The 22,596-nt window shown below is 41.8% G+C and carries 16 protein-coding genes; 9 read left to right on the top strand and 7 right to left on the bottom strand.

The genetic code is table 11. The features are described 5' to 3' along the window. Positions 1-227 precede the first annotated feature (227 nt). The 4 genes from KDU71_RS12430 to KDU71_RS12415 form a co-directional block, all read right to left on the bottom strand. Positions 228-1,397, bottom strand: coding sequence for a BamA/TamA family outer membrane protein (locus KDU71_RS12430; RefSeq protein ID WP_212191401.1), 1,170 nt, complete (start codon positions 1,395-1,397; stop codon positions 228-230). Positions 1,398-1,585: 188 nt separating this feature from the next. Continuing rightward, positions 1,586-2,989 (bottom strand): efflux transporter outer membrane subunit, encoded by a 1,404-nt coding sequence (locus KDU71_RS12425; RefSeq protein WP_212191400.1) that lies wholly within the window; start codon positions 2,987-2,989, stop codon positions 1,586-1,588. Next, a complete protein-coding gene (locus KDU71_RS12420) occupies positions 2,979-6,107 on the bottom strand; it encodes an efflux RND transporter permease subunit (RefSeq protein WP_212191399.1) in 3,129 nt (1,042 codons plus the stop codon). Before KDU71_RS12420 ends, KDU71_RS12425 begins: the two co-directional genes overlap by 11 nt. A 6-nt stretch (positions 6,108-6,113) precedes the next feature. Next, on the bottom strand, positions 6,114-7,256 hold the full coding sequence (locus tag KDU71_RS12415) for an efflux RND transporter periplasmic adaptor subunit (protein ID WP_212191398.1): 1,143 nt from the start codon (positions 7,254-7,256) through the stop codon (positions 6,114-6,116). A 334-nt stretch (positions 7,257-7,590) separates the two neighbouring features. Here KDU71_RS12415 and KDU71_RS12410 point away from each other — a divergent pair, with 334 nt between their 5' ends. From KDU71_RS12410 to KDU71_RS12400, 3 genes are all read left to right on the top strand, one after another. After that, positions 7,591-8,004, top strand: a complete 414-nt coding sequence (locus KDU71_RS12410; protein WP_212191397.1) for a threonyl-tRNA synthetase editing domain-containing protein — start codon at positions 7,591-7,593, stop codon at positions 8,002-8,004. A 209-nt stretch (positions 8,005-8,213) separates the two neighbouring features. Beyond that, positions 8,214-10,526, top strand: a complete 2,313-nt coding sequence (locus tag KDU71_RS12405) for a TonB-dependent receptor (protein WP_212191396.1) — start codon at positions 8,214-8,216, stop codon at positions 10,524-10,526. Between the two features lie 11 nt (positions 10,527-10,537). Continuing rightward, entirely contained in the window at positions 10,538-11,359 is an 822-nt protein-coding gene (locus KDU71_RS12400; protein WP_212191395.1) for a DUF4249 domain-containing protein, read from the top strand. Between the two features lie 52 nt (positions 11,360-11,411). On the opposite strand, the gene KDU71_RS12395 is transcribed toward KDU71_RS12400, so the two are convergent. The 3 genes from KDU71_RS12395 to KDU71_RS12385 all read right to left on the bottom strand — a co-directional run bounded on the left by KDU71_RS12395 (position 11,412) and on the right by KDU71_RS12385 (position 15,158). Beyond that, a complete protein-coding gene (locus tag KDU71_RS12395) occupies positions 11,412-13,997 on the bottom strand; it encodes a M56 family metallopeptidase (RefSeq protein WP_212191394.1) in 2,586 nt (861 codons plus the stop codon). Continuing rightward, complete coding sequence (locus tag KDU71_RS12390) at positions 13,997-14,368, bottom strand: BlaI/MecI/CopY family transcriptional regulator (RefSeq protein WP_212191393.1); 372 nt, start codon at positions 14,366-14,368, stop codon at positions 13,997-13,999. The genes KDU71_RS12395 and KDU71_RS12390 overlap by 1 nt, the downstream gene beginning before the upstream one ends. 154 nt (positions 14,369-14,522) lie before the next feature. Then, positions 14,523-15,158 (bottom strand): class II aldolase/adducin family protein, encoded by a 636-nt coding sequence (locus tag KDU71_RS12385; protein ID WP_212191392.1) that lies wholly within the window; start codon positions 15,156-15,158, stop codon positions 14,523-14,525. A 137-nt stretch (positions 15,159-15,295) separates the two neighbouring features. Between KDU71_RS12385 and KDU71_RS12380 the strand changes: the two genes are divergently transcribed. The 6 genes from KDU71_RS12380 to trhO all read left to right on the top strand — a co-directional run bounded on the left by KDU71_RS12380 (position 15,296) and on the right by trhO (position 22,537). Next, the gene (locus KDU71_RS12380; protein WP_212191391.1) at positions 15,296-16,291 is read left to right on the top strand and encodes an N-acetylmuramoyl-L-alanine amidase family protein; all 996 of its coding nucleotides are present in this window, start codon (positions 15,296-15,298) and stop codon (positions 16,289-16,291) included. A gap of 96 nt (positions 16,292-16,387) precedes the next feature. Beyond that, positions 16,388-17,284, top strand: coding sequence for a nucleotidyltransferase family protein (locus KDU71_RS12375; protein ID WP_212191390.1), 897 nt, complete (start codon positions 16,388-16,390; stop codon positions 17,282-17,284). An 87-nt stretch (positions 17,285-17,371) separates the two neighbouring features. Continuing rightward, the gene (locus KDU71_RS12370; protein ID WP_212191389.1) at positions 17,372-18,250 is read left to right on the top strand and encodes an alpha/beta hydrolase; all 879 of its coding nucleotides are present in this window, start codon (positions 17,372-17,374) and stop codon (positions 18,248-18,250) included. 221 nt (positions 18,251-18,471) lie between these two features. After that, positions 18,472-20,016, top strand: a complete 1,545-nt coding sequence (locus KDU71_RS12365; protein ID WP_212191436.1) for a TldD/PmbA family protein — start codon at positions 18,472-18,474, stop codon at positions 20,014-20,016. A 27-nt stretch (positions 20,017-20,043) separates the two neighbouring features. Continuing rightward, a complete protein-coding gene (locus tag KDU71_RS12360; RefSeq protein ID WP_212191388.1) occupies positions 20,044-21,363 on the top strand; it encodes a TldD/PmbA family protein in 1,320 nt (439 codons plus the stop codon). A 139-nt stretch (positions 21,364-21,502) separates the two neighbouring features. After that, positions 21,503-22,537: an oxygen-dependent tRNA uridine(34) hydroxylase TrhO gene (gene trhO, locus KDU71_RS12355; RefSeq protein ID WP_212191387.1), complete on the top strand. Its 1,035-nt coding sequence runs from the start codon at positions 21,503-21,505 to the stop codon at positions 22,535-22,537. Positions 22,538-22,596: the final 59 nt, after the last annotated feature.

The raw sequence follows: 22,596 nt of genomic DNA, 5'->3' as shown, positions 1-22,596 counted from the left end.
GTTTTTTGGTATGGCACTTGCAATATCAGTAACAAACAATTAAAAACTAAATGATATGATACTAGCAAAGTTTTTCTTGATTGGCGTACTGGCCATTGTAAGTGGAGCAATCGTTTTAGCAGTTGTTGAAACCGTTTTTCAATTCAGACAATAGATAACAGTTAATGTATAATCATATGGAGGCTGCCAACAGGTGGCCTTTTTTAGTTATTCTCATCGGCATATTATTAGAAGGCCTCCGTCATGTTAAAATAGATGAGGTTTTGCTTATTTGTCGGATCCCGACCTACATCCAGTCTGAAGTTCATGCGTGGCTGCACTTCAATACGTAAACCAGCGCCATAGTTTGGCAGCAGATGCTTTGAATCCATAAACTTATCACTAACAGAACCAACTCCACCCCATGTCACAAAGCCACATTTGGAAAGGAGTCTTCTAAACCTAGTTTCATCACCAGCATTAAACATGTGACGATACTCCACGACTGACATCAAGGCATTCCGATCGCGATAATGCCCCAAATAATACCCACGTAAGTCAAAAGGCGAACCAACCAGCGACATTTCAGTGATGGGCACATCACCTGAAGTAAATCGTCCGTTTAGCATCCAGGCTAATACACGCCTTTCTCCCAGCATCTTTAATTCTCTAAATTGGCGATAATCCAGCTTGTAAACACCATATTCCATTGTGCTTCCTATTGCCTTCGGATAATACGTCGCCGAAACTTCGACAAACATACCAGAATAAGCATTAGCCGGTATATCACGGGTGTCGTAACTGATATTGGCACCAATACCAACATTAGTAAAGCTAAGTCCTTCAGTAGTTCCTCCCTGTGCAATAAAATGCGGATCGTTTATCACTCCCTCGCTGGGTTCCTCCATTGAACGTTTGCCGGCATCAATTGACGCGCCTAAAAACAAGTTTGTGTCACTATATCGGAATAAGAAAATAGGATTCATCTTAAACCCGACACTTCTGTATTGGGTGGTTTTCTCCCCCCTATCGGTACTGGAATTGGTTTCATAGCCCACTCCATAGTAGTTATCAAGGGTACTATTCATGCTGAACTGCCCGAAAATCCGGAAGCGATCCTCATTAAAAAACAATTGTGGTCTGACAATCATACTGCCACCCCCATTGGTCATATAGGCAAAAGCAACAGGCAAAACTGATCGTTTCATGGTGGTATCTGCCACATTGGTAGAAAAGGTGAAAAGGCAGCTTCCTCCAATGACCAATCCATAATCAGGTGTATAGCCAGGACCGCCAAGGATACTAAACCTCAGATTTTTTTTCTGCTGAATACTATCTTTTTCAGTTGCCTGCACCTGTAAAGTGCAGACATATAAAACCACCAACATTATTGCTTTAATTCTCGAAACACGTCTCATATACAGCAAATCTATTATCAATAACATTACCAAAGTGGCTATCTATTTAATATCATCAAAATAACTAAGAAAAATATATAGCGCAATAGAGCGAGTGCGCCAATGCTATTTAACATATAGTATTATGAAATATTTCTCACACCCTATAGTACTCGTAATAGCTTTATGAAACACTGGCAAATTATTGCTTATAGGTTCCACCCACCACCTAGTGCTTTATAAAGATAAACCATTGAAAGCAGTTCATCGCGCCGGGCATTATTGCGTTTTATTTCCGCATCGAATAAATTACGCTGAGCATCTAATAAATCCAGATAGTTAATAACACCATTGAGGTATTGCAATTCAGCCAGCTTCTGGTATTTACGGGTAGCATCCTCAAGATTGGCTTGAGCATCGTATACCTCCTTCGCTTTTCTGAAGGTCATAATAGCCGTATTAGCCTCTTGAAATGCCTGTAGTACAGATCGCTGATAGGCATATACTTCTTGTTCGAGTCGTGCTTCCGATTCTTTTTGACGAGCCTTGAGCTTACCAGCCTGAAATATTGGTGCCAGCACATCGCCCGCTATAAACCAGTAGGGTGACTTAAGAAACTCACCCAGCTCATCATTTTCACGGCCGAAGCGTCCGGTCAATGACAGACTTGGAAATCGATTGGTGGTAGCTACACCGACCATAGCATTGGCCGCAACTACGCTTTGTTCGGCCGCTCTTATGTCTGGTCTTCTTTCCAGCAATTCAGAAGGTAATCCGGCAGGCAGGGCATCAGGTATATATTGTTCATCCAGTCCTTTACCTCTTACCCATTCACTTTTATAAGTTCCCAGTAATAGCGCCAGATTGTTTTTGGAGATACGTATCTTTCGTTCCAATACAGGCACCAATGTCATTGTTTTGGCCAGTTCCACTTCGGCCTGCTGAACAGAAGTTTCAGAAGTTAAACCTCCACGAAAGCGCAGATCTGCCAAACGCACCCCTTCTTGCCGGGCCTCTAGTGTTTGTTGAACAATGTTCAACTCATCATAGAGTGCGGTAAGCACAAAATAGGTTTCGGCCACTTCGGCCACGATAGACATCTGTAAAGCTCGTTGAGCTTCTTGCGTAGCCAGATAGTCAGCAATTGCTGCTTCTCGCCCCCAACGTATATTACCCCACAAATCTATCTCCCAGGTTAGAGATGCCCTTACCTCCAACTCTGTTGATGCACTTTCATTATCCCCTCCATAATTCTCCATTTCACGTTCAGCATGAAAATCAGCTCCCAAGTGCGGAAACAAATCGGCAGAAGCAATGCGCTTGGCCGCCATATATTGCTTTAGCCTTGCACTGGCTATCAATACATCTTTGTTACTTTCTAGTGCTTCATACACCAATTGCTGCAGCACAGTGTCGGTATATAATTCCCACCACTGCAAATCATCAATGGTAGTTGAGTCAATACTCATCACCTCGAGCTTATCCGGTAAATCCAATTCAGGCTTCACATACTTTTTACCCACTTTACACGACGAAGCCAATGCGATTAAACCAATGAGCAACAAAACAACTGCTTTTTGCTGCACTATGTAAAACAGCTTATTATTCTTCATTACCCCCTGCTTTATTTAATTTTTGAGCAAATAACTCTTTTACCTTATATGTTACCACAAAAAAGAATGGGACTAAAACAATACCAACCGTGATGGCTATCAGCATACCAAAAAACACGCCTGTTCCAATTGAGTGACGTCCTGCTGAACCAGGACCAGTAGCCAGCACCATCGGCAGCATCCCTAAAACAAAGGCCAGCGAGGTCATCACAATTGGTCTGAATCGCAACTTACCAGCTAAAAGCGCGGCCTGCACTACATCCATACCCTTATCTACCTCAACCTTGGCAAATTCAACGATCAAGATGGCGTTTTTCGCAGCAAGTCCTATCAAAGTCACCAATCCTATCTGAAAATAGATATCATTCTCAAGTCCGGTTACCCAGATACCTGCAAAGGCACCCAAAGCCGCAATTGGCAATGATAATATGACAGCAACTGGCACCAGCCAGCTTTCGTACTGTGCAGCCAGAAACAAGAAAACAAATAAGAACACCAATGCCATTATAATGCCTGTTTGGCCACCGGCTTGCTTCTCCTGATAGGATAAACCACTCCAGTCTAAACCAATATTATCCGGTAATTTCTCTCGTACAATTTCCTCCATCACTTCCATCGCCTGACCAGAGCTATAGCCACTTGCCGGCGTGCCTCTAACAACAGCAGATGAAAACATATTAAAACGCTTTATATTACCCGGACCTGTGGTATAAGAAGCATTGCCTAATGCCGTAAGTGGCACCATGGCGCCATTCTCTCCCTTTACAAAGAATAATCCAAGCGTATTTTTATTGGCACGATAAGGCGCTTCGGCCTGTATATAAACCTTATATATACGGTTGAACATATTAAAATCGTTCACATATACTGAACCCAAAAATGCTTTCATGGTTGAAAACACATCAGAAAGCGGTATACCTAACAGTTTCACCCTGTCGCGGTTAACATCAAAATAAAGCTGAGGAATATCGGCCTGCAATGCCGATGAGATATTATTTAGTTCTTTTCTTTGTTCGGCATAATACAATAAGGTGTCAGTGGCATCCACCAGGTTTTCCCAGGTTGCACCTGATTTAGCCTGTAACTGCAACTCAAACCCACCAGAAGTTCCAAGACCTGGAATAACAGGCGGTTTATTAAAGAAGAAACGAGCCTCTGGTATATCGTGTAAGTCTTTTCGGGCCTTATCAATAACACTCTGAAGACTTAGCTCATCATCTTCACGTTCGTCCCATGGTTTTAGCGTTACTGTCAGTTCAGCCCTTGACTGGTTGGTGCCCACACGTGGACTGGTGCCAGCTATGCTCTGCACAAATTCAACAGCCTCCTGTTTTTGAAAATAATCAACAACCAAATCGGTTATCACACGCGTGCGTTCAAGCGTAGCTCCTTCATTCAGCTCAATCTCAACTGTAAAGAACCCCTGGTCTTCCTCTGGTATAAATGAGGTCGGGATGACTTTTGCCAACACAAAAATGAAAACCATGGCCATTCCGAAACCACCCAACATGCGTTTAGGATTCCCAATTGCCTTACCTAGTATTCCCTGGTACTTACTATTTGTTGTATCGAGCCAGCGATTAATTGTTCTGAAAACGATATTCTTTTGGGAATCACCTGGCTTTAAAATAATGGCACACATGGCCGGACTTAATGTTAAAGCCACCACCGTTGAAATAAGCACTGAGACAACAATCGTCACCGAAAACTGGCGATACAATTCTCCTGTAATACCACTTAAAAAGCTTACCGGAATAAACACCGCAGCCAACACTAATGATGTTGCAATAAGTGCTCCCGACAAATCTTTCATCGCTTTATGAGTGGCCTCACGAGCACCTATCTTTTCTTCTTCCATGATGCGTTCCACGTTCTCCACCACAACAATGGCATCATCCACTACAATACCTATGGCTAGAATCAGCCCTAGCAGGGTAAGCATATTAAGCGAAAAGCCCATGGCCAGCATAAAACCAAAGGTACCGATCAGGGAAATTGGTACAGCTATAACCGGAATAACCGTTGCTCGCCAATTTTGAAGTGAAAGAAATACAACTATTACTACCAGCAATAATGCCTGAAATAGGGTAACATACACTTCTTTAATGGACTGCGTTATATAATCGGTCATATCAAACGGAATCAGGTACTCTAACCCCTCAGGGAAGTTCCGGCTGATGTCCTCCATGGCGGCACGCACATTTTCAGCCACCTCAACTGCATTGGCACCTGGCAAAAGATAAATGGCCAGCATAGCGGCATTACCTCCATTAATGGCACTCTCTTGTGTATAGGACGATGACTCGAGTGACACCCTTGCCACATCACGCATACGGATGATGGTTCCATCACTGTTGGCTCTAACTACAATTTGCTCAAACTCTGCGGCGGTCTCCAGACGTCCTTTGGTAGAGATAGGCATGGTTACATCAATGCCATCCATTGGCTGCAGTCCCAGCTCACCAGCGGCCGATTCGCGGTTCTGATCCTTCAGGGCATCCTGCAGATCCTTCACGGTCAATCCAAAACTCGCCAGCCTGTCGGGCATCACCCAAATGCGCATACCATAGTAACGGCTACCACGGTTAGATACGCGCCCTACCCCAGGTATTCGTCGCAATACATCCAATACATTTATGGTAGCAAAGTTACTGAGGTATATCTCATCAAACTTGGGATCTTCAGATACTAAGCAGAGCGTCATCAGCTGGCTGGCCGACTGTTTTTCTACTTTCAAACCGTTCTGCACCACCTCGGCAGGTAACCTTGACTCAGCCAGTTTTACACGGTTCTGAATTTCAACGGCTGCCAAATCAGGATCAACACCCACATCAAAAGTTACATTGATGGAAACACTACCCGAATTCGAACTACTTGACTCCATATAAATCATTCCCGGCGTACCGTTCAGCTCCTGCTCAATAGGCGTTGAAACAGCCTGAGATACCGTTATTGCACTGGCTCCCGGATATGAACCACTTATTTTTACAACAGGCGGTGTAATTTTAGGATACTGATCGATGGGCAGAAACATCAGGCCAATGAGTCCCAATAATACAATCAGAATGGAGATAACGGATGAAAAGACCGGCCTCTCAATAAAAAATCCTGGTTTCATCTTGCCTTACTTTTTATCCTGATTAATACTGTCATTGCTAGAAGGAGCTACCGGGTTCACTTTAATACCCGGATTTATTTTCTGCTGACCTTCAATAATTATCTTTTCATTGTAGCCCAAACCTCGTTCAATAACCACATTATTATCAATCTCGGGGCCTGTTTCAACAAAACGCTTCTCAGCTACACTATCGCGCCTCATCACATATACAAAACTACCTCCTTTTTCGATGATAAGCGATTTGCGCGGCACTACTACTGCGCCTTCGAGCACATCCAGCAGGAAATTAACCTTGGTAAACTGCCCCGGCAATAGCACCTGGTTAGGGTTGGCCAATTCGGCTCTTACGCCAAAAGTACCGGTTTTGGGATCTACCTGAGGATCGGCAAAATCAACAACACCCTCCAGCGGATATTCACTGTTATCGGCTAAAGTCACTCTTACTGTTGGCTGCCACGAGCGGGTACTGTCCGTTTGTCCGATGTTAACATTACGCTCACGGCTTCGCAGGTAGTCTAATGCGGTCATTTTGAAATCAACTAAAACCGTATCACTCTGCACCACTGTTGCTAAAAGTGAATTATTACCCGGACCAACAAGGGCACCTATATCCACGTATCGCTCACTTATGTAACCATGCAACGGTGAGCGTACAGTAGTAAAGTCATATTCGAGTTTATATTGAGCCAGATCAGCTTTACTCATAGCAACATTGGCCTCGGCACTTTCATAAGCTGCGATAGCATTATCCAAATCAAGGCGGCTCGCAGCATTTTGCTCATAAAGCGGCCTGAGGCGTTCCAAATCACGTTTGGCCTTATTAAAAGATGCTATATCGCGCTTTAACTGTGCTTCGGCCTTATCCATACGTGCCTTATACTGAGACGGATCAATTAAGAACAAGACTTCACCTTGCTCTACACGTTTTCCTTCCTCAAACATCATCTGATTAAGGTAACCTTCAACCCTTGCACGCACTTCTACATAACGATAGGCTCGTATGCGTCCAACGTATTCGCCAAACAATTTTACATCTTCTCTTTCGACTGATGCCACAACAACTGCAGGATGGTCGGGGTCTTTTTCTTTTTTACAAGCTAATATGCTAAATATAGTAAATAGGAACAGAAGTAATTTTCTATTGCTCATGGTGTGTAAGTTATTATCAAGTATGGCCAAAATTACGCTTTTGCTGGGTTATAAGACAATTTTCAACTAATAATTCCCAATAACATTTGTTAAATGATGTTGGAGTGCTAATGATTTATAAAGAAACAACAAAAACAGATTTTAAGAAAATTCTAAGATCATTAATACACCACCAAGTTTCTTTATGTTATTTATTACATCTATGGCAAAGAGTCCAAAAGCAAAGAAGGCATTACATTCTTTTACAGACATCACTCACAACGCTTATCTGCTTGGTTTTCTATTCATCACTAATCTTTTTGTTAATTTAGCAAAGAACAATAATTAAGCCCCTATGAAAGTACTTATCTTCTATACCAAAGAGTTTGCCTACACGCCATCAGAAAAAAATCTGGAGAATGCCCCGGAACCAGGCGCTCCTAAAGCATTCGCCGATTGTCTTCTGGCATGTATTCAGGTAGAACAAAATGATGAAGCCAAAGGTGTCAGAAGCCGAGAGAAAAAGCTGGCCAACCACCTGAAATGGGCCGCCCGTAAAAACAACACCAATAACATTGTACTCCATTCTTTTGCACACCTTTCTGATTCAAAAGCTTCGGTTGATTTTACGAAGCAACTATTTGATGATGCCCAAATGAGATTAGAAAATGCGGACTACAAGGTGGCTCAAACACCTTTTGGCTATTTTCTGGATCTAAAAATAGATGCTCCGGGCTTCTCACTTGCCAGAATATGGGCCGACCTTTAATCACATTTATTGGATCATACCATTAAATGAGCAAACAACTTCATCCTTGATTTTTCCTGATTGATTAGTCTTTAAACTTTGATAGCATATAAAAGACATACATTTGACAGTGGAGAGATGTAGTGTAAATACACTATGTAATTTTTAATACATTGCCAAAGCATTGTAACAACAAAATAATCTAAGATTATACAACCTAAATCTTATCAATGAATTTAAAAAAATACCTATGGCTAATAATCGCACTTTATTGGCTATCTGTTCTACTTGTCACAGCACAGGATAAATACACCATAAGCGGTGAGGTAACCGATGCTGAAACAGGCGAAGTTTTGATTGGTGTCACCATATACACGGCTGATAAAATGATCGGCACCATGACCAATACCTATGGCTTTTATTCGCTCACTTTGCCTGCCGGTCAGCAAACCATTTATTTTAGTTTTGTAGGTTATGAAACCCAGCAAAAACAATTACTTCTCAACTCTAACCAAAGTATTAAAATAGCTTTACAAACCAATGAAACGGCTCTAAATGAAGTGGTAGTTAAAGCCGAAAAGAAAGACAAGAACATTACTTCAACACAAATGGCTGGCGAAAAGCTGGATATGAAAACCATTGATAAGCTCCCTGTCCTTTTTGGTGAGCGCGATGTGTTAAAAACCATCCAGTTATTACCAGGCATTAGCACAGTATCTGAAGGCGGTAATGGCTTTAGCGTGCGAGGTGGCTCTATCGACCAAAACCTGATTTTATTGGATGAAGCGCCTGTTTACAGCGCCTCACACCTGATGGGGTTTTTCTCGGTTTTTAATGCTGATGCCATTAAAGGCATGACGGTTTACAAAAGCGGGATTCCGGCCAATTATGGTGGCAGGGCAGCATCGGTGCTCGATATTACTATGAAAGACGGGAACATGAAAAAACTACAAGGCTCAGGAGGCATCGGCCTATTGGCATCACGCATTACCCTTGAAGGGCCTGTGGTAGCCGATAAAATGTCCTTTATAGTTTCGGGGCGCCGCAGCTATGCCGACCTGATGGCGAAGGGTGCCAACCAGATTGATGGGGATACAAAAATGTATTTCTACGATCTGAATGCCAAACTCAATTATAAAATAAATGATAACAACCGTCTGTTTCTTTCCGGATACTTTGGTAAAGATGATTTTGGCTTTGACGATCTAGGGATGGATTGGGGTAATACAACAGCCACTCTACGCTGGAACCATCTGTTTAGTGCCAAACTTTTTTCGAATACTACAGCCCTATACAGCGAATACGATTATGGCTTTAATTTTGGCGATAATGGGAGCATGCAGTCAGGTATTAAAGATGTGAGCTTGAAACAGGATTTTACCTGGTACGCCAGTCCCGAAAACACGCTTAGATATGGACTTAACTGCACCTATCACACATTCTATCCAGGCGAATTTTTATTTGAAGATCAATCCATATCTGACATTAAAGTAGCCGAAAAACAAGCCTTTGAATCGTCACTATACATTAGTAACGAGCAAAAGCTAGGTCAACAACTGGTGCTGGATTACGGACTGAGAGCCTCTATGTTTAACCAGGTAGGTAAAGGCGAAAATATCACTTACGATGATGACAATAACATCATCGACAAAGAGTATTTCAGCAATGGTCAGGTTATGCAAAGCTATTATGGCCTGGAGCCTCGCTTGGGTATCAATTATCGGCTGACGCCTCAAAGTTCCTTTAAGGCATCTTACAACAGAATGGTTCAATACCTGCACCTGCTATCAAACAGCACCTCGGGGCAACCAACTGACACATGGACTCCCAGTACTTATAATATTAAACCAACAACAGTTAACCAATATTCAGTCGGTTGGTTCCGAAACTTCTTCGATAATACCTTCGAGTTTTCTGCCGAATCATACTACAAAACAATGAATAACATCAGTGATTATAAGGATGGTACCCAGGTAATGCTTAACGAAGATATCGAGTCGTATGTGCTTCAGGGCGAAGGCCGGAGTTTTGGATTGGAGCTATACCTGAAAAAAAAGTACGGCAACTTCACCGGCTGGATAAGCTACACCCTATCGAATACCGAAAATAAGATTGATGGTATTAACAATGGTCAATGGTACAGCTCGTCGTATGACAAAACCCATGATGTGTCCATTGTGTCAAGCTATCAGCTGTCCACACGTCTGTCGGTTTCTGCAAACTGGATTTTTTATACCGGAAATGCTGTAACTTTCCCAAGTGGCAAGTACGAATTTGATGGCAACCAGGTGCCCTATTATACCGAACGAAATGGCTATCGAATGCCTGACTACCATCGATTGGATTTAAACATACACCTGGAAGGCAAAGGCAAACGACGCATAAATTCAAGTTGGGACTTTTCGCTTTACAACCTGTATAACCGGATGAATGCCTACACTATTAATTTTCGCGAGAATGAAACAAATCCAAATATCACAGAGGCTGTTAAATTAAGCTTGTTCGGCATTGTCCCTTCCGTAACCTGGAATTTTAAATTCTAATATGACTAACTATGAAAACAACAAAGAAATATATATTCGGCCTAAGCTACCTGTTAATTATCAGCCTGGTATTCGCATCGTGCGAAGAAGTGATTGATATAACACTCAATGATGCAGAACCTAAACTAACGATGGACGGAGTCATTAACCTCAACAGTGCGGCAACAGTAAAACTAAGTTATACTACCAGCTATTTTGCTGATGAACCGCCAATCTACGAAACCAATGCTACAATTAAGATAACGAATAAAAGGGGCATAAGCGAGATACTTTCTCATGTTGGCAATGGATATTACATCGGACAGAGCTTGTTGGGCGAAGTAGGCATTGAATATGAGCTATCTGTTGTAGTTGATGGAAAGATCCACGCTGGCAATAGCAGACTTATGACACCCACTCAAATTGTTGACCTCAGCTATACAAAATTCGATGGCTTTGGGTCTTCTAACGACGAAGACGAATACAACTTAGAGATAGTACTTAAAAACAACCCACAGGAAGACAACTATTACTTGGTTAAATATTACCTGAACGGCTCTGACAAGGAGGAAACCTATAGCTTGTGGTCACATGAGTTTTTTCCTAATGATGAATTAATTGAGTTCTCACCACTCAGATTTTCATTCACTAAAGACGATTTTGTTACCGTAAAGGCTTATTCAATTGATGAGGGTACCTATGACTATTACTCTCAACTCGATGAAATAATTGACCAACGTGGAGGAGGCAGTTCAACGCCTTTTAATCCGACATCCAACCTGGGGAAAGATATTCTGGGTTATTTCAGAGCCTGGTCCTTCGATGAAAAAAGCATTCAGGTTGAAGATAACTAATCAAGCTGCTGGAAGCTAGCTATTCAAGAGTAGCTTCCAGCGCCTTACTTTCTTATTTTTTCGATTCGATGATGATAACGCCGTTTTTGCCCTTATCTCCATAAAGCGATTCAGCTGCCTGATCTTTTAAGACTGAGATGGATTGAATCTTTTCAGAATCTAAATCTTCCATAGAACCTGTGTATTCCTCACCATCTAAAATAACATAGGGCTGCTGATCACCCGACATTCCTTTAATTCGAACAGTCTCTGCCTTTTCTCCTCGACGAACCAGAATATTATCCATCGTAGATGAATTTCCCTTTCTCATCGAACCGTAACCAACCACTACTACCTCATCAGCATCGTTAGGCTTTATATCAACCGTTTCAGCAGATACTACAACATCATCATGCTCAACCGTTCCTTTTTTAGTATTGATAAGAATAACCCCATTTCTACCTTCTTCGCCATACGAATCAATCGCTGCATCACCTTTAAGAACATTAACTGATTCAATATCCTTAGCGTTGACAGCTCCACCTCCCGAGTATTTTTTACCATCTACAATATAAAGCGGATCGTCTTTGGTGGTGTTGATCTTTACTCCACCATCCTTGAGCATATCAAGTGACTTTCCCTTTTTCGTATTGATATTAACCACCCCATTCTTGCCTTCTTCTCCATACAAATCAATAGCTGACTGCTCCTTAAGCACGGTTATTGACTCAATATCTTTCTCATCCACCTCGCTCTTTTCCTGCTTTTTTCCATCAACCACAAATAGTGGAGTTTCACCATTATCGGCAGTCACACTTAATTTCATGGAGCTAATCTTCACCTTATCCGTTGATTTAAAGAATGGCATTGACTCTGCATTGCCTTTAGTTGTGACCTCAACAACACCATCTTTAGCCTTGTCGCCATACTTATCGGTTGCAGCGCTATTTTTAAGTACATTCACACTTGCAATCTGATCCGGAGCAATCTTACCAAACACTTCCTTATCTACCTCCTTGCCATCAACAATATACATTGAAGGTTCACTTGATGCATAAGCCTTGCCAGCCTTTATTTTTTCAGCCAGAAAAGCTTCTGTATGTATAATAAAGGCCCCATTTTCGGGTGTTGATGGAAGAAACTTAAGTGGATTGCCAGCAGGCGAATGACCAATGGCTTTTACCTCATTCAAATCCAAAGCTGATATTTCCTTCATGGATACTTCCTTGCCATCAAGTATTAAAGCAGGTTGATTGCTGGCTGGTCCATCCAGTTTTATACGTCCATTTGTAGCTACAAGGGCAAACTCCTCTCCTTTAGAATTGGTCAGTTTAGTTGTTCGTCCTTCCCACTCATCTGCGCGGCTACTATCGTTTTTGCTTACTTTACTTTGCAGCTTGAATTCAAAATCCATTTGCAATTGCTTGCCAAGAAGTGCAGGATCATGAATTTGGGGGAGCTTTTGCACAACCCTTACCACCTCATCCTCCAAGGCTCTATTGCCATCATCCGGTGAAACCTCCATTTGCTTGGCATTCTCTGTTTCACCGGCATAGGCAACCACCACCACATTTTCAAGTTTAACAGCCCCTGGTTTGCTACCAATAGCTACATCAGTAATCTTGCCTTTTTTATTGACACTAAAATTGGCCGTCACTGTAGCTTCAACGCCTCTATCTCTTGCCACCAGCGGGTATTTGATGCTGCGTGCAATCGCATTTCTTAAATCAGTTGTATTCTCTATCTTAACTACCTCTTTAGCCTTTTTCTCTGTCTTATCTGGATTGGTGAAAGCCAGCAGAGCCAAGCCCAAAAGCGGAATCAGCAGCAGGTTCTTTGTCCATCCAATTATCAGGCTGGTATGTTTTTTATTCATCATGACAATTCGTTTTTTCGTTAAACTTTGATTAAAGTTATTCACCAATTGCACCCCTCTGTTGCTTTGCAATAAATTCAGCAACGAATACTGATAAGCCTGTGGTTCCTTTGTTTTTTGCACCATCGCGTTGTCAACACAATATTCATGGTTTTGAGCTATCAGCTTACGCAGCCACCAAACAAACGGATTCCACCATTGCACTACCAATAACCATTCGGCCAGGGATATATCAATTGAGTGCAACTGTGCACAATGTGTGCGTTCATGTTCCAAAATCATACGCCCATGCTTGTTTCTCTCCAAATGAGCGGGCATAAAAATGGTTTTGAAAAATGAAAAGGGATTAACATCACCATCATTAAGCAATACTAGCTGGTAACCTTTGTAAGAGCTAACACGCGCACCTTGCTTTAAGCGACTGATACTGTAATATCCCCATAACAAGCGCATCAGAAAAAATAAACTCACCACTGCATAAAATCCCAGTCCCCAGTTTGTCCAGTTAATAGGAGTTGGAGCGGGCGCTGCCACTATTTCTGTCACAGGCACATCAAATGTTAATGCCAACGGCTCAGTATTAATTTCAGGCTTAAACAACAATTCTTTCAACCACAGGGGCATGGCCAATAATGGCATCAACCATGGTACAAACAAGGTGGTTAATAACCAAATTCTGTTACGTTGAAAAAAACTATCGCGCGCCAAAAACACCAAATACACCAGTACAGATATCGCAATAATAATAGCGGACTTTAATTGCAGTTCGAGAAAAGCATTCATCAGTCTTGTTTTTTCTTTTCAATTAATTCAATTAACTCTTTCAGGTCATCTACATTCAGTTTATCCTCATTCACAAAAAAGGATACCACATTTTTGTAAGATGACTCAAAGTAATCCGACACCACATTCTTAATAAACAACTTACGATATGCCTCCTTGCTAACCGCAGGATAGTATTCATGGGAGTTGCCATATGAATTATGCGCCACATACCCTTTCTCTTCGAGACCGCGAATAATAGTACTAAAGGTATTATAGTGCGGTTTAGGCTCCGGATGCTGCTTTAGCAAATCCTTTACAAATCCCTTGCCTGCTTCCCATAATATCTTCATCACATCTTCCTCGCGTTTTGTTAATCGTTTCGAAATCATTATTCTGCATTAAAATTTTGTACCATGATTGTATTGACAAAACAAATATAACTAACTATTTCGTTTTACCAACTATTTTTTTCGTTTACAAACGAAATTTTTAGTTACAAAACGTCAAACAACGGCTTTATCTTAGAATAACTGGCAATTAATATTATCCAAACAGGCACTTCAGCTCTGCTAAATGCTCAGTTGTCAGTTCTGTTTTTTCGTTTATCAAAGAAGTAAGAAAAGTCATTTTAGCGGCATTCTCAAGCACCTCAATTCTATCGAATGCTTCGAGTAAGCTATTTCCTACGGCTAAAACACCATGATTGGCCATTAAAACAACATTAGTATCCATGGCCACTTTGGCAACATTCATTGCCAGCTCTTCAGAACCGGGCGCTGCATATGCTGCAAGCATGGGCCTACCTAAAATAGTATATGCTTCCGCCAGTAACGATGTATTAATACCACGCGGAACAACAGCAAACAAACTCCCCATTGGAGCATGCGCATGAACAATGGCGTTCACATCATTTCTTGCCGAATAGATAGCCAGATGCATCCCTGTTTCCATACTTATTACATGATCACCATCAATTTGTTCACCATCCATCGATACAATGGCTATACCACTACTTTTTATCCTGCCTTTATCGGTTCCCGATGCCGTAATGGCAATATGATTATCATCCAGTCGCATACTTATATTTCCGCCCAAAGAGGTAGTCAGCCCTTTCTTATACAGACGACGCATCCATTTGGCTACATCTTTTTTCTGCTTCAAAAATGATTCTTTATGCATGATAATCTTGTTAGTGGTCTAATAATAATCATCAAAGATGTAAAATTCATCGCGTAAATAAGGCTATCTGTAAATAAATCAGACATGCCTTTCTTTTATTTATGGCCGAAAAATGAAAAAACTTATTTTTGTAGCCCATGAATAAGGCAGTTATAAGAAAATACATCATACTTATTGGCGCATTGCTATACAGCTTGGCCGTTTCAGCTCAAAGCACAAGCGAATTAGCAACAGACAAACCCAAACCAGGTGAAGGACTTTACAGTTTCCTGATCCGCCACAAGCTATCGCCGCAAGAACATCAGCAGGCCTTTATTGATCTCAACAAAGGAAAATTTGGCAAAAACAATTCCTTGCTTGCACATCATGCCTATTTGATACCTTCAGCAACTATTGAATTGCACGAACCTTTGTTTGGCAAAGAAAGAGCGTTTTTTCCCCTCGAATCAAATGAGCTAAAAGGAACAGCATTCTACCTTGTTGCCGGTCATGGAGGACCCGATCCTGGTGCCATTGGTCAGTATGGCAACCATGAACTGCACGAAGATGAGTATGCCTATGACATCACCTTGCGCTTAGCCAAAAAATTAATGGAGAATGGGTCTAAAGTTCATTTAATTATACAGGATGAAGATGACGGTATCCGCGACGAGCAGATTCTGAAGTATGATAACCATGAAACCTGCGGTAGCGAAACCATACCTTTGGATCAGAACCAACGATTAAAACAGCGCACCCGGGAGGTTAACAAGCTCTATAAAAAAGATAGCGAAGCCTACCGACGCTGCATCATCATTCATTTGGACAGCAGAAGTAAACGGCGACAGATTGATGTTTTCTTTTACCACCACAAAAACAGCTCGGGCGGGAAAAATCTGGCTTACCAGCTCCGCGATACCTTTGACGAAAAATACAAGCAACACCAGCCTTCAAGGGGATTTTCAGGTACTGTCAGCACTCGCAATCTTTATTTACTACGCCACACAACACCATCATCGGTTTTCATTGAATTGGGTAATATTCAAAATTATCGTGATCAGCAGCGCTTTGTGATAGCAGACAACCGACAAGCACTTGCCAATTGGTTATACGAGGGAATAAAGAAAGATTTTGAAAGAAATAATAAGAAATAATCCTTATTTTTGTCTTTCGTAAAATTTTAATCATGCACTAAGTGATTATTGCAACACAATTAATAGAATACTAACACACGCAAATACGAAAACAAAATGAAACCAACACTTTTGATTTTAGCAGCAGGAATGGGAAGCCGCTATGGAGGCTTGAAACAAATGGATGAACTGGGGCCACATGGCGAATCAATTATTGATTATTCAGTATATGATGCCATTCAGTCGGGTTTTGAAAAAGTAGTATTTGTAATTCGCGAGTCCTTTGCCGAGGCTTTTAAAGAGCGCTTTGAACCCCGTTTGTCCGGAAAAATAAAAACGGAATATGTGTTTCAGGAATTAACCGACCTGCCTGATGGTTTCTCTTTACCTGAAGGTCGTGAAAAGCCATGGGGAACAGGCCATGCCATACTGATGGCCAAAGATGTTATCAACGAACCTTTTGCAATTGTTAATGCAGATGATTTTTATGGTAGAGAAGCCTATAAGCAAGTGTTCGATTTTGTAGCTCAGAGTACAGATGCCAACGAATATGCCATGGTCGGTTATGCTTTGAACAACACATTATCAGAGCATGGAACTGTATCGAGAGGTGTTTGTGAGACTGATGCCAACGGCAACCTGGTTAACATTACCGAGCGTACCAAAATCGGTTACGAAGGCGATAAAATCTTCTTTTATGAAGAAGATAGCAAAACTGAACTTACAGGCCGTGAAGCCGTGTCAATGAACTTTTGGGCTTTCAAACCAGAGTACTTCCAGCATCTGGAAACAGCCTTTGTTGAATTCCTGAAAGAGAAGGGAACTGAGATGAAATCTGAATTTTACTTTAATGCGGTGGTTGATGGCTTAATCAAAAAAGGTGAAGCCAGCACTAAAGTTATACGCACCGATGCTAAATGGTTTGGAGTTACTTACAAAGAAGACAAACCAATGGTGCAAGAGCAGTTGAATCAGCTAATTGCTAATGGCATTTACCCTGAAAAGCTGTGGTAAAATAAATTATCACTAAATATACAAGGCGCTTCCTTAAACAGGTAAGCGCCTTTTTTTTATCTTAGGTTTTCTAAAATATTTAATACGATGAAAAAACTTTTTCTTCTGGCTATTGTATTAGTTACGATCAGCGCCAGCGCCCAAATACATAAAGGCAAAGTAATCGAAGGCCAATCCATCTCAAGTAAGATAACCGGCTACGATGTTAACTATTCAGTCTACCTGCCACCTTGCTATGACTCTTCGGAACGCTCCTACCCCGTATTATACCTTTTGCATGGCTACAGTGATAACGAAACTGCCTGGGTGCAATTTGGAGAAGTCAATCGCTCAGCCGACAAAGCCATCGAAGAAGGGCTTATTCCGCCTATGATCATTATTATGCCCAATGCCAAAGTAACCTGGTATGTTAATAAATTTGATGGCAGCGATCGCTACGAGGACATGTTCTTTGAAGAGTTCATTCCTCAGGTGGAGCAGCAATACCGCATTCGTTCACAAAAAGAATTCAGAGCCATTAGTGGTTTGTCAATGGGCGGAAATGGTTCATTGCTATACGCCATCAGGCATCCTGAAATGTTTGGTGCCTGTGCAGCATTTAGTGCAGCCGTTTATACCAATGAAGAAATGAAGCATAATCTGCAGGAAGGCTACAAAGCATGGTTTGAACCCATCTATGGCCCTTTGAATAAGAATGGTGAACTACCACAACACTGGATGGACTATAACATCCTTAATGCACTTCAAAACAACTCTATTGACCAGGTTAAACGCGTTAGGTTTTATATTGATTGTGGCGATGATGACTTTCTGTATAAAGGTAATGCAGCCCTGCATGTATTAATGCGCGACTTAAAAATTAAGCATGAATTTCGTATTCGCGAAGGGGCACATAACTGGACCTATTGGCGCACAAATATCATCCATGGTCTTAAGTTTGTGGGCGATACTTTTCATCGCTTATAGTTGATAGCATTAAATTTCACCAACATAGTTGCTTGTTTTTCACATCAATAAAAAATATCTTTAAACAACATAAAGCTAATCTGTCCCATTTATTAGCTTATTTTATTCTGCTGCAAATGTGAATCTGCATTTGCAGTCAGAATTTTTATAGCCTTATTATCTACAAACCCATGAGCGAAGCAGCCTTGCTTTTCTGTTGCTTTGCCCTAAAATCTTTGAAAATGAAAGCAATTATTAATCGAAGAGATTTCTTAAAGGCCGGAGCGGTAACAGCTGTTGGTGCAGCTGTTCTTCCCCACGTTCTTTCCGGTTGCACAACCGGGCCGGCAAAAATCGGAGGTAACATGACTATTCACGACTATCTGGAGCACTTTGGTGTAACCGAGCAGATGATTCAGCAAATCATTGCAGAAGGCCTGTCAAAAGGCGGCGATTATTGCGACTTATTCTTCCAGCACAGCATTGGCAATTACATTGGTTTAGAAGACAATGCTGTTAACAGAGCCTACTCCGACATCAGCTTTGGTGTTGGTATCCGTGTATTAAAAGGCGACCAAACAGGTTATTCATTCAGCGAGGAGGTTAGTTTAATCGCTATGAAGTCAGCTGCCCGCACAGCAGCTAACATTGCCAACAGCAGTGCCACCGTTGAGCCAGTAGCATTCGAATCACCAAAGCTACCCAGCTACTACATGATAAAAACGCCATGGGAAGAAATATCTATCAACGAAAAAATACCATACCTGCAACAGGTGAATGACAAAGTTTTTGCCATGGACAGCCGTGTGATTAAATCTAATGTGTGGTTTAACGATGAAACTTCTTACGTGCTGTTTGCCAATTCCGAAGGCCGCATGACTTGCGATTACCAGCCTATGGCACAGTTATCGGTTAGTGTAACGGCTGAGCAAAATGGTCAGAAAGAACAAAACTATTTTGATTACTCAGGCCGACGTGGTATTGAGTTTTTTACGCCTGAAGCCATAAATACCTTGGCAACCGAAGCTGTTAAACGTACTGTGTCATTGTTTGATGCCGTTAAACCCAAAGCAGGCGAATTACCAGTTGTTCTGGCAGCAGGTAGCTCAGGCATTTTGTTACACGAAGCCATAGGGCACGGTATGGAAGCGGACTTTAACCGAAAGGAGACTTCGATTTTTAGTGATAAGATTGGTAAGAAAGTGGCCAAGGACTTTGTAACAATTGTTGACGATGGAACGAATCCAAATATTCGAGGCACTATTAATGTAGATGATGAAGGCAATAACACCGAAAAAACTTACCTGGTAGCTGGTGGTACCATGGAGTCGTACCTGCACGACCGCATCAGTGCCCAGCATTATGGCGTGAAACCAACCGGTAATGGTCGACGCGAATCATTCCGTCACATGCCAATGCCTCGTATGCGTAACACCTACATGGAAAATGGTCCGCATAAGAAAGATGAAATCATTGAGAGCGTGAAATATGGTGTCTATGCTGAATCATTCTCCAATGGTCAGGTGATGATTGGCGCCGGTGATTTCACTTTCTACGTTAAATCGGGTTACCTCATCGAAGATGGTAAGCTAACGCGTCCTATTAAGGACATCAACATCATTGGTAACGGACCAAAAGTATTGGCTGATATCGAAATGGTGGCTGATGACCTGAAGATGGCTGAAGGCGGCTGGACCTGTGGTAAAAACGGACAAGGTGTGCCGGTATCGCAAGGTTTACCAACTGTAAAAGTATCGAAGATAACAGTTGGTGGTGTAAATGCTTAATCTATCTAACCCGAAAAACGAACAACAATGAACAATAAAGAACGAAAAGAACTGGCCATGTGGGCCGTTGAATTCGCCAAACAAAAAGGTGCCAGCGAAGTAGCTGCATCTATCAACAACTCGCGCTCGGTAGAAATTGAGGTACGTGAGCAGAAAATTGAAAAGATCAAAGAATCAACCACAAATGGGTTGTCGTTGAATATTTATCGCGATCATAAGTACTCAGGACATTCAACCAACAATTTGAATAAAAAAGACCTGGAGAAATTTATCACTGAGGCGGTTGAGGCCACAAAATACCTGACTGCAGATGAATTCCGCGAATTGCCAGATCCTACACTCTATCCTACTGATTTAAATCGTGATTTAAAAATTGAGGATAAAAACTACAATAGTGTTGCACCTGAACAACGTGTTCAAATTGCCAAAGAAATAGAGCAGGTCGCCCGCTCAAAGAGTGATAAAATCATTTCGGCAACCGGAGGTTTTAGTGATGATTACTCTGAAAGCGTATTGGTACATAGCAATGGTTTGATTGCCGAACGTGCCTCTACCTCATTCTGGGCAGGTGGTGAAGTAACCGTCAGAGATGGTGATGCCCGACCTGAGGGCTGGCACTGGGGTGGCAGTCGTCACTTTAAAACCATGCCCACTCCTGAGGAACTGGGTGGTAAAGCAGCAGAAAATGCCATCCGTAAAATGGGTCAAACCAAAATTGCATCTGGCAAATACGATATGCTGATTGAAAATCGCACAGCCGGTCGTTTATTGTATATGTTTGTAAGGCCCATGTCAGCACGTGCCCTTCAGCAGAAGAGCTCATACCTAGATGGTATGCTGGGACAGGAAATTGCATCTCCTGTATTGACCGTAATTGACGATCCTTTGATGGAAGGTGGTTTTGCTTCAAGGCTTTACGATGGACAAGGCATTGCTGCCCGACAGCGCACCATGATTGAAAATGGCGTATTGAAAGAGTACTATGTTGATAACTACTATGGTAAAAAGCTGGGCATGACCCCTAATGGCGGCTCAACCTCCAATATACGCTTCGACTTGGGTACGCGCGGTTTTGATGCCATTGTTAAAGACATTAACAAGGGTATTTTTGTTACTTCATTTAACGGAGGTAACTCTAACTCAACTACCGGCGACTTCTCGTTCGGAGTTTCAGGCTTCCTCGTTGAAGGCGGTAAAATTATTAAGCCTGTCAATGAAATGAATATATCCGGTAATGCGAAAGAATTCTGGAAGCAGCTGGCTGAATTGGGCAATGATCCATACCAGTACTCAAGCATTCTTAGTCCTACCCTTGTATTTAAGGATATTGATTTTAGCGGGCTATAATGCTAATAATTTGTATTTAAAAATATCTAACACATGATTAGAGCAAGGGGCTGCCGATAAAGCAGCCTCTTCTTTTGTTGGATGCTCCATTTTCAGACTTTAAGGTATTTTTATATTTTTGTGCTCTAATTTGAAAATTATGGATCCGAATAGCAGCAAAAAGCACCTGATTAACCGTCTCAGCCCGGAAGAATTAAAAGAACGTTTGGCCAACGAAACCTTTAAACGCACTACTGTTTCGTTTTACCGTTATGTGATTATTGATGATCCGGCTGAAATGCGCGACCAGCTCTTTTCAGCCTGGAACAAGCTGCAGTGTTATGGACGTATATACATCGCCAAAGAAGGAATAAATGCACAGATGAGTGTTCCTGACCATTTCTGGCAGGAATTTAAAGAGCAACTACATGCCATTCCACAGTTTAAAGACATACCATTCAAAATTGCCGTTGAAGATGACGGCCAGTCGTTTCTGAAACTACAGATTAAAGTACGTGAACAAATTGTTGCCGATGGTTTAACACCCGATGAATATGACGTAACCAACGTAGGTAAACACCTGACAGCCAAAGAATGGAACACTGCCATTGAAGAAGGTGCCATTGTGGTAGATATGCGCAATCATTACGAAAGTGAAATCGGCCGTTTTGAAGGTGCCATACTTCCCGATGCAGAAACATTTAAGGAGGAATTACCTGAGGTTGTTGGCAAACTACAAAACAATAAAGACCAGAAGATTCTGCTTTATTGTACTGGTGGCGTACGTTGTGAAAAAACCAGCGCCTACCTTAAGCACCACGGTTTTTCGGATGTTAACCAGCTACTGGGTGGTATTATTGATTACACCCGTCAGGTTGAAACTGAGCAGATAGAGAATAAATTCATTGGTAAGAACTTTGTATTTGACAATCGTTTAGGTGAACGAATAAGTGATGATGTTATCAGCCATTGCCACCAATGTGGTGAACCCTGCGATACGCATACTAACTGTGCCAACAAACGCTGCAACCTGTTATTTATTCAATGTGAAAGCTGCAAAACCAAATATGATGGCTGCTGTGGCGATGATTGTCAAACGTACTTTCTGGCGCCGCAGGATGAGAAAGAAGCTTTGGGACAACGACTGGTATTTAAAAGAGGGAAACGCTTTCATCGACCAAATCAAACGGCATAAAGAATAGCATTTTGCAGCCTAAGGCAGATTCACTATTTTGCAACTCAACCAAAATTAAT

The sequence above is a fragment of the Carboxylicivirga sediminis genome, from assembly GCF_018156225.1.
Lineage (GTDB): Bacteria > Bacteroidota > Bacteroidia > Bacteroidales > Marinilabiliaceae > Carboxylicivirga > Carboxylicivirga sediminis.
This window is presented reverse-complemented; position numbering and strand designations above follow the sequence as displayed.

Coding starts and splice junctions, on each gene's coding strand:
- KDU71_RS12430 (WP_212191401.1), bottom strand. CDS start 1,397: ATGAGACGTGTTTCGAGAATTAAAGCAATAATGTTGGTGGTTTTATAT.
- KDU71_RS12425 (WP_212191400.1), bottom strand. CDS start 2,989: ATGAAGAATAATAAGCTGTTTTACATAGTGCAGCAAAAAGCAGTTGTT.
- KDU71_RS12420 (WP_212191399.1), bottom strand. CDS start 6,107: ATGAAACCAGGATTTTTTATTGAGAGGCCGGTCTTTTCATCCGTTATC.
- KDU71_RS12415 (WP_212191398.1), bottom strand. CDS start 7,256: ATGAGCAATAGAAAATTACTTCTGTTCCTATTTACTATATTTAGCATA.
- KDU71_RS12410 (WP_212191397.1), top strand. CDS start 7,591: ATGAAAGTACTTATCTTCTATACCAAAGAGTTTGCCTACACGCCATCA.
- KDU71_RS12405 (WP_212191396.1), top strand. CDS start 8,214: ATGAATTTAAAAAAATACCTATGGCTAATAATCGCACTTTATTGGCTA.
- KDU71_RS12400 (WP_212191395.1), top strand. CDS start 10,538: ATGAAAACAACAAAGAAATATATATTCGGCCTAAGCTACCTGTTAATT.
- KDU71_RS12395 (WP_212191394.1), bottom strand. CDS start 13,997: ATGAATGCTTTTCTCGAACTGCAATTAAAGTCCGCTATTATTATTGCG.
- KDU71_RS12390 (WP_212191393.1), bottom strand. CDS start 14,368: ATGATTTCGAAACGATTAACAAAACGCGAGGAAGATGTGATGAAGATA.
- KDU71_RS12385 (WP_212191392.1), bottom strand. CDS start 15,158: ATGCATAAAGAATCATTTTTGAAGCAGAAAAAAGATGTAGCCAAATGG.
- KDU71_RS12380 (WP_212191391.1), top strand. CDS start 15,296: ATGAATAAGGCAGTTATAAGAAAATACATCATACTTATTGGCGCATTG.
- KDU71_RS12375 (WP_212191390.1), top strand. CDS start 16,388: ATGAAACCAACACTTTTGATTTTAGCAGCAGGAATGGGAAGCCGCTAT.
- KDU71_RS12370 (WP_212191389.1), top strand. CDS start 17,372: ATGAAAAAACTTTTTCTTCTGGCTATTGTATTAGTTACGATCAGCGCC.
- KDU71_RS12365 (WP_212191436.1), top strand. CDS start 18,472: ATGAAAGCAATTATTAATCGAAGAGATTTCTTAAAGGCCGGAGCGGTA.
- KDU71_RS12360 (WP_212191388.1), top strand. CDS start 20,044: ATGAACAATAAAGAACGAAAAGAACTGGCCATGTGGGCCGTTGAATTC.
- trhO (WP_212191387.1), top strand. CDS start 21,503: ATGGATCCGAATAGCAGCAAAAAGCACCTGATTAACCGTCTCAGCCCG.